Origin of the sequence: Klebsiella sp. EMBS2024, from assembly GCF_036233805.1 — a bacterium.
In the GTDB taxonomy this organism is placed as follows: domain Bacteria; phylum Pseudomonadota; class Gammaproteobacteria; order Enterobacterales; family Enterobacteriaceae; genus Klebsiella; species Klebsiella pneumoniae.
This window is the reverse complement of sequence record NZ_JAZARW010000001.1, coordinates 828,200-834,961: the sequence shown is the minus strand read 5'-3', so window position 1 is coordinate 834,961 and position 6,762 is coordinate 828,200. Positions and strand designations below refer to the sequence as shown.

General features: G+C 54.6%; 8 protein-coding genes. All 8 read right to left on the bottom strand.

Going from position 1 to position 6,762, the window contains the following annotated elements:
• A partial coding sequence (gene tolA, locus VZP09_RS03815) for a cell envelope integrity protein TolA (RefSeq protein WP_328794908.1) occupies positions 1-1,224 on the bottom strand: 1,224 nt, incomplete at its 3' end.
• A 99-nt stretch (positions 1,225-1,323) separates the two neighbouring features.
• Entirely contained in the window at positions 1,324-1,752 is a 429-nt protein-coding gene (gene tolR / locus VZP09_RS03810; RefSeq protein ID WP_002895061.1) for a colicin uptake protein TolR, read from the bottom strand.
• 3 nt (positions 1,753-1,755) lie between these two features.
• Positions 1,756-2,448, bottom strand: coding sequence for a Tol-Pal system protein TolQ (tolQ, locus tag VZP09_RS03805; protein WP_004152221.1), 693 nt, complete (start codon positions 2,446-2,448; stop codon positions 1,756-1,758).
• Positions 2,445-2,849: a tol-pal system-associated acyl-CoA thioesterase gene (ybgC, locus tag VZP09_RS03800; protein ID WP_002895056.1), complete on the bottom strand. Its 405-nt coding sequence runs from the start codon at positions 2,847-2,849 to the stop codon at positions 2,445-2,447. Before ybgC ends, tolQ begins: the two co-directional genes overlap by 4 nt.
• A gap of 149 nt (positions 2,850-2,998) precedes the next feature.
• On the bottom strand, positions 2,999-3,289 hold the full coding sequence (gene ybgE / locus VZP09_RS03795; RefSeq protein ID WP_002895053.1) for a cyd operon protein YbgE: 291 nt from the start codon (positions 3,287-3,289) through the stop codon (positions 2,999-3,001).
• Positions 3,289-3,405, bottom strand: coding sequence for a cytochrome bd-I oxidase subunit CydX (gene cydX / locus VZP09_RS03790; protein WP_021470142.1), 117 nt, complete (start codon positions 3,403-3,405; stop codon positions 3,289-3,291). Before cydX ends, ybgE begins: the two co-directional genes overlap by 1 nt.
• Positions 3,406-3,420: 15 nt before the next feature.
• Complete coding sequence (cydB, locus tag VZP09_RS03785) at positions 3,421-4,560, bottom strand: cytochrome d ubiquinol oxidase subunit II (protein ID WP_002895049.1); 1,140 nt, start codon at positions 4,558-4,560, stop codon at positions 3,421-3,423.
• Between the two features lie 15 nt (positions 4,561-4,575).
• Entirely contained in the window at positions 4,576-6,144 is a 1,569-nt protein-coding gene (gene cydA / locus VZP09_RS03780) for a cytochrome ubiquinol oxidase subunit I (protein WP_002895047.1), read from the bottom strand.
• Positions 6,145-6,762: the final 618 nt, after the last annotated feature.

The window sequence follows — 6,762 nt, the reverse complement described above, 5'->3', positions numbered from 1 at the left end:
GGCAAGAGCGGCCTGGCACAGAGCAGGATCACCACCTTCGGACTGTATATTTAACAACAGGCCGTCAGGAGCAAGTTTGATACGCAAGGTACATGTTTTGCCCGCATAGGACGATGCGTCATAAAACTTACTTTCAATCGCCGATTTTATCTGTCCGGCATAGTTGTTGATATCAGCCCCTGAGGCACTGTTTTTAGTATTACCACTCCCGGCAGCGGAGGCATTGTTTCCTTTGGCCCCACCGCCTGTTTTAGGCGCATTCTTACCAGAACTCAGATCGCCGAGCAGGTTGTCTACGCCGTCCGCTTCTTTCGCAGCCGCCGCTTTCTTCGCCGCCGCGGCTTTTGCTGCTGCCGCCTTGGCCGCTTTATCAGCTGCAGCCTTCTCTGCTGCAGCCGCTTTCGCTGCCGCCGCTTTTTCAGCGGCTGCGGCTTTCTCGGCGGCGGCCTTCTCAGCGGCCGCTTTTTGCGCNGCGGCTTTTTCGGCAGCCGCTTTTTCAGCTGCCGCCTGCTTAGCCGCTTCCTGCTGGGCTTTTTTCTCCGCTTCCTGTTGCGCTTTCTTCGCAGCCGCCGCTTCCGCTTTCTTCTGCGCCTCGGCCGCAGCTTTCGCCGCTTCAGCTTCCGCCTGCTTCTTCGCCTCGGCAGCGGCTTTCGCTGCAGCGGCTTCGGCCTGCTTCTTCGCGTCAGCAACCGCCTTGGCCGCCGCCTGTTCTGCCGCTTTCGCCTGGGCATCCGCCTTCGCTTTCGCCTCGGCGGCCGCTTTGGCAGCGGCTTCCTGCGCTTCTTTTGCCTGTGCGTCCGCTTTGGCTTTTGCCGCCGCGGCGGCCTTGGCAGCCGCTTCTTCAGCCTGCTTTTGCTGCTCCTTCGCTTCTTTCGCCGCTTCCTGCGCCTGCAGCCGCTCCTGTTCGAGCTGTTTCAGCCGTTCCTGTTCCGCCGCCTGTTTTTCACGTAACTCTTCCGCCTGCTGCTGCGCCTGTTTTTCACGCTGTTCAGCGGCGCGACGTGCGCTGGCCTGCTGCTGTTGCTGACGGTTATAGTTATTTACCACCGCCCCCGGATCGACCATGACGGCATCAATCGACGATCCGCCGCCGCCGCCGGCAGAGGCATCCAGATGCTCGTCAAACGAACTCCAGATCAGCAGCGCGATCAGAATGATGTGCAGCGCGACTGAAATGATGATCGCTCGTTTAAGCTTGTCGTTTTGTTCGGTTGCCTTTGACACTATCGGTTCCCAAAAACTGTTCGCCTGTATCCGCGATGCGCACCGACGGCGAGCGATACCCGCCACCGGACGCCGCGCGGACGCACCTACCTGAAGCGATTAAATAGGTTTGGTCATCAAGCCGACCGATTTAACCCCTGCACTATGCAACAGGTTCAGCGCTTTAATAATTTCATCGTAAGGGACGTCTTTCGCACCGCCGATCAGGAATACCGTTTTTTCATTGGCTTCAAGACGACGCTTCGCTTCGGCAATTACCTGCTCCGGCGGCAGCTGGGACAGCGTCTCCTGCCCCACCTTCACGCTGTACTGCCCTACCCCGGAGACTTCCACAATCACCGGCGGATCGTCATTGCTTTTCACCGCTTGCGATTCCGTGGCGTCCGGCAGATCGACTTCCACGCTCTGCGTAATGATCGGCGCCGTTGCCATAAAGATCAGCAGCAGCACCAGCAGGACATCCAGCAGCGGAACGATGTTGATCTCGGACTTCAGTTCGCGACGTCCGCGTCCACGTGCTCTGGCCATGGCTTACCCCTTATTGCTTTCGCTGGTGGTAAAGGCCTGACGGTGCAGAATAGCGGTGAACTCTTCCATAAAGTTGTCGTAATTCAGTTCAAGCTTGTTCACGCGCTGGTTCAGGCGGTTATACGCCATGACCGCCGGGATCGCGGCGAACAGACCAATCGCGGTGGCGATCAGCGCTTCGGCGATACCTGGCGCCACCATCTGCAGGGTGGCCTGCTTCACCGCGCCAAGGGCGATAAAGGCGTGCATAATCCCCCAGACGGTACCGAACAGACCGATATACGGGCTGATCGAGCCTACGGTGCCGAGGAACGGAATATGGGTCTCCAGCGTTTCCAGTTCGCGGTTCATCGAAATACGCATCGCGCGCGATGCCCCTTCGACAATCGCTTCCGGCGCATGGCTGTTAGCCCGATGCAGGCGTGCAAACTCTTTGAAACCGCTGTAGAAGATTTGTTCCGAACCGGTCAGGTTATCGCGACGCCCCTGGCTCTCCTGGTACAGACGAGAGAGCTCGATCCCGGACCAGAATTTGTCCTCGAACGCTTCAGCTTCACGCGCGGCCGAATTAAGGATACGCGTTCTCTGAATAATGATAGCCCAGGAAGCGATAGAAAAACCAATCAAAATCAACATGATAAGTTTTACCAGAAGGCTCGCCTTCAGGAACAAATCAAGGATATTCATGTCAGTCACTGCTTAAACTCCGCGACAATAGACTTGGGAAGCGCACGTGGCTTCATTAAGAGTGGATCAACGCACACAATGAGAACCTCAGCTTCGTTTAACACTGTATTCTCGGCGTTGACGATTCGCTGCGTGAAAACCAAAGAGGTGCCGCGCATCGAGGTAATTTCCGTCTGGACTTCGAGCATGTCGTCGAGTCTGGCGGGGGCAAAATACTCCAGCGTCATTTTGCGAACCACGAAGGCAACGCGTTCAGCCAACAGCACCTGTTGACTAAAGTGATGGTGGCGCAGCATCTCTGTGCGTGCTCTTTCATAAAAAGCGACGTAACTGGCGTGGTAAACCACACCACCGGCATCGGTATCTTCGTAGTAGACCCGAACCGGCCATCGAAACAGCGTTGTATTCACTTTACATCCCGGTAATGCAAAAAAAGGTTAGAGCTTTCAAACTTCGCTACTATACGCGCGGGAAAGGTGGTTTGGAATGGGGGAAAGTAAACGGGGCGTAAATTTTTATGGGCTTATGCAAGCCCATAGCATTAACAGAGATCTCTTATTCAAAAGAAGAAAAAGAAGAGACCTAAAGCGAGCACGATATCAGCGATAAGCGGACAAAAAATCCCCTGCCAGTGAACGGCACGCGGGCGAAAGCCCACGCCGTGAATAACGCCGCTGCAAACCGCCCACATCAGCAAGAAACCATGCCAGATTTCCAGCTCGCTGGTCTTCGCCGCAAAGCGCGACGGATCCCAGAAAATGCAGCCAGCCAGCAGCAGCGCCATCAATAAGGAAAGCGCCCGGAGCGGGCGCTTGTCCATTATCGCGTACAGAGTAGCGATAAATTTCATCAGACTTCTTCTTTCTTCCCGGCTTTGGTGGCTTCCACGTGCTCAAGCGCCAGCGCGGTAATGACCCCAAAAGCACAGGCAAGAAGCGTTCCCAAAATCCATGCGAAGTACCACATATATAGCTCCTTACCTTAGTACAGCGAGTGGGTATTCTTTTCGATGTCTTCGCGCGTGATGCGGCCAAACATCTTCCAGTAACACCAGCTGGTGTAGGCCAGAATGATCGGCACGAAAACAATCGCCACGTAGGTCATTAGGTTCAGCGTCCGCTGACTGGAGGTCGCGTCCCACATCGTCAGGCTGGCGTTCAGCATGGTGCTGGACGGCATGATGAACGGGAACATCGCGATACCGGCAGTCAGAATGATGCAGGCCAGGGTCAGCGAGGAGAACAGGAATGCCCAGGCACCTTTATCCGCTTTAGTCGAAACGACGGTCAGCAGCGGCAACACCACGCCCAGGGCAGGCACCGCCCACAGCGCTGGCATATTGTTAAAGTTCACCATCCACGCGCCAGCTTCACGCACCACTTCCTTGGTCAGCGGGTTAGACGGGCCGGTATGGTCAATCACCGATTTCACCACATAGCCGTCGATGCCGTAGTAGACCCACACGCCCGCCAGCGCGAAGCAGACCAGCGTCACCAGCGCCGCCACCATGGAAACGGTGCGAGTACGCAGGTGCAGTTCGCCTACGGTACGCATCTGCAGGTAGGTGGCGCCCTGAGTCAGGATCATCGCCACGCTGACGATACCGGCCAGCAGACCAAACGGGTTCAGCAACTGGAAGAAGTTACCGGTATAGAACAGACGCAGGTATTCATCGACGTGGAACGGCACGCCCTGCAGCAGGTTGCCAAAGGCCACGCCAATCACCAGCGGCGGCACGAAGCTACCGATGAAGATGCCCCAGTCCCACATGTTGCGCCAGCGGGTGTCCTCGATCTTGGAACGGTAGTCAAAACCGACCGGACGGAAGAACAGCGAGGCCAGCACCAGAATCATTGCCACATAGAAGCCAGAAAACGCCGCGGCGTAAACCATCGGCCAGGCAGCGAACAGCGCGCCGCCGGCGGTGATCAGCCACACCTGGTTACCGTCCCAGTGCGGGGCGATGGCGTTGATCATGATCCGACGCTCGGTGTCGTTGCGGCCGAGGAAGCGGGTGAGCATGCCCACCCCCATGTCGAACCCGTCGGCGACGGCAAAACCAATCAGCAGAATGCCAATCAGCAGCCACCAGATAAAACGCAATACTTCATAATCGATCATTTGACGACTCCTGTCTTAGCGTGCCGACTGAATAGCCGCAGAGGACTGTTCAAAGTGATAGCGGCCGGTTTTCAGGCTGCTAGGTCCTTTGCGGGCAAACTTGAACATCAGGAACAGTTCAGCCACCAGGAACAGCGTGTACAGACCGCAGATCAGCAACATTGAGAAGATCAGGTCGCCCGCGGTTAATGATGAGTTAGCCACCGCCGTCGGCAGGACCTCACCAATCGCCCACGGCTGACGGCCGTATTCGGCAACAAACCAGCCCGACTCCACGGCAATCCACGGCAGCGGCAGGCCGTAGAATGCGGCGCGCAGCAGCCATTTTTTCTCGCCGATGCGGTTACGGATCACGCTCCAGAAGGAGGCGCCTATAATCAGCAGCATCAGGATGCCGCACGCCACCATGATACGGAAGGCGAAGTACAGCGGTGCGACGCTTGGAATGGAATCTTTGGTCGCTTTGGCGATCTGCTCTTCCGTGGCGTCAGCGACGTTCGGGGTATAGCGCTTCAACAGCAGGCCATAACCGAGGTCCTTCTTCACGTTATTGAACTGGTCACGCACGGCCTGATCGGTTGAACCGGCGCGCAGCTGTTCCAGCAGCGCGTAGGCTTTCATGCCGTTACGGATACGCTCTTCGTGCTGAACCATCAGATCCTTGAGGCCGATAACCGGTTTATCCACCGAGCGGGTAGCAATGATGCCCAGCGCGTAGGGGATCTGGATCGCAAAGTGGTTGGTCTGCGCATTCTGATCGGGAATACCAAACAGGGTGAAGGCCGCTGGCGCAGGCTGGGTTTCCCACTCTGCTTCGATAGCCGCCAGTTTGGTTTTCTGCACGTCACCCATTTCGTAACCGGATTCGTCACCCAGCACAATAACGGAGAGGATCGCCGCCATACCGAAGCTGGCTGCGATGGCAAAGGAGCGCTTGGCAAAGGCGAAGTCGCGACCTTTCAGCATGTACCAGGAGCTAATCGCCAGGATGAACATCGCGCCGGTGACATAGCCCGACGCCACAGTGTGAACGAATTTCACCTGGGCGACCGGGTTGAGCACCAGTTCAGAGAAGCTGACCATCTCCATACGCATGGTTTCGAAGTTGAAGTCCGATGCGATAGGGTTCTGCATCCAGCCGTTGGCGACAAGGATCCACAGCGCGGAGAGGTTGGAACCCAGCGCAACCAGCCAGGTGACGGCCATGTGCTGAACTTTGCCCAGACGATCCCAACCGAAGAAGAACAGACCTACAAAGGTGGATTCGAGGAAGAAGGCCATCAGACCTTCAATGGCCAGCGGCGCACCAAAGATATCGCCCACGTAGTGTGAGTAATACGACCAGTTAGTCCCGAACTGGAACTCCATGGTCAGACCGGTCGCCACACCCAGCGCGAAGTTGATACCAAACAACTTGCCCCAGAATTTGGTCATATCTTTATAAATCTGTTTGCCGGAAAGGACGTAGACCGTTTCCATGATGGCCAGCAGGAACGCCATACCGAGCGTTAGCGGCACAAACAGGAAGTGGTACATCGCGGTCAAGGCAAACTGTAAGCGCGACAGTTCGACTATATCTAACATCATGACTCCTTGCTCATCGCATGAAGACTCCGAAAATGAACCGAGAAGCTCTGGCTCATACGCATGCCCCAATACAAATTTATTTGTCGCCCGTCCACAGCAGGTTTCAATCGAAGGTAAAACCATGCCAGGGTAAGGTTACAAATACGTTAACGAAAAACCCAATTGATTCCCCAATATATTACGCCGCAATAACCTTACAATAAATATGTTTTTATTGTTCCAGTTTTACATTTTTCGACGGTGATCAATATATAGTGAAGATGGCTGAATTCAGCCAATTTGACTTGAGACAATTTAACGTTTTTTGAGGGATTTTTCCAAGGATTAAGTATTGATATAAATCAATTTTTACTCTATGTGTTAATTATGTAGCCCAATAAAGAATATTGGTGAACTTAATGTTAATTAAGTGTTTAAACTATGGCTTTTCCAGTTACTAAAAAGAGAGATATGAGAATCATAGGTAATATTATTTAACGTCGTGGAAAAAAAACAAAAAAAAGGAACCGATNCGAATAATGTTAGACCGCTCACAGTATTTTATCTGCTTCCTTATCCCCTGCCCCACGCTTTTTCGCTGCCGCTTTTGTTTCCCTACGGTACAGCCGGGGTATA

Bases quoted from the DNA above. Each gene is read 5' to 3' on its own strand.
- cydA (WP_002895047.1), bottom strand. From the start codon at position 6,144: ATGTTAGATATAGTCGAACTGTCGCGCTTACAGTTTGCCTTGACCGCG.
- cydB (WP_002895049.1), bottom strand. From the start codon at position 4,560: ATGATCGATTATGAAGTATTGCGTTTTATCTGGTGGCTGCTGATTGGC.
- cydX (WP_021470142.1), bottom strand. From the start codon at position 3,405: ATGTGGTACTTCGCATGGATTTTGGGAACGCTTCTTGCCTGTGCTTTT.
- ybgE (WP_002895053.1), bottom strand. From the start codon at position 3,289: ATGAAATTTATCGCTACTCTGTACGCGATAATGGACAAGCGCCCGCTC.
- tolR (WP_002895061.1), bottom strand. From the start codon at position 1,752: ATGGCCAGAGCACGTGGACGCGGACGTCGCGAACTGAAGTCCGAGATC.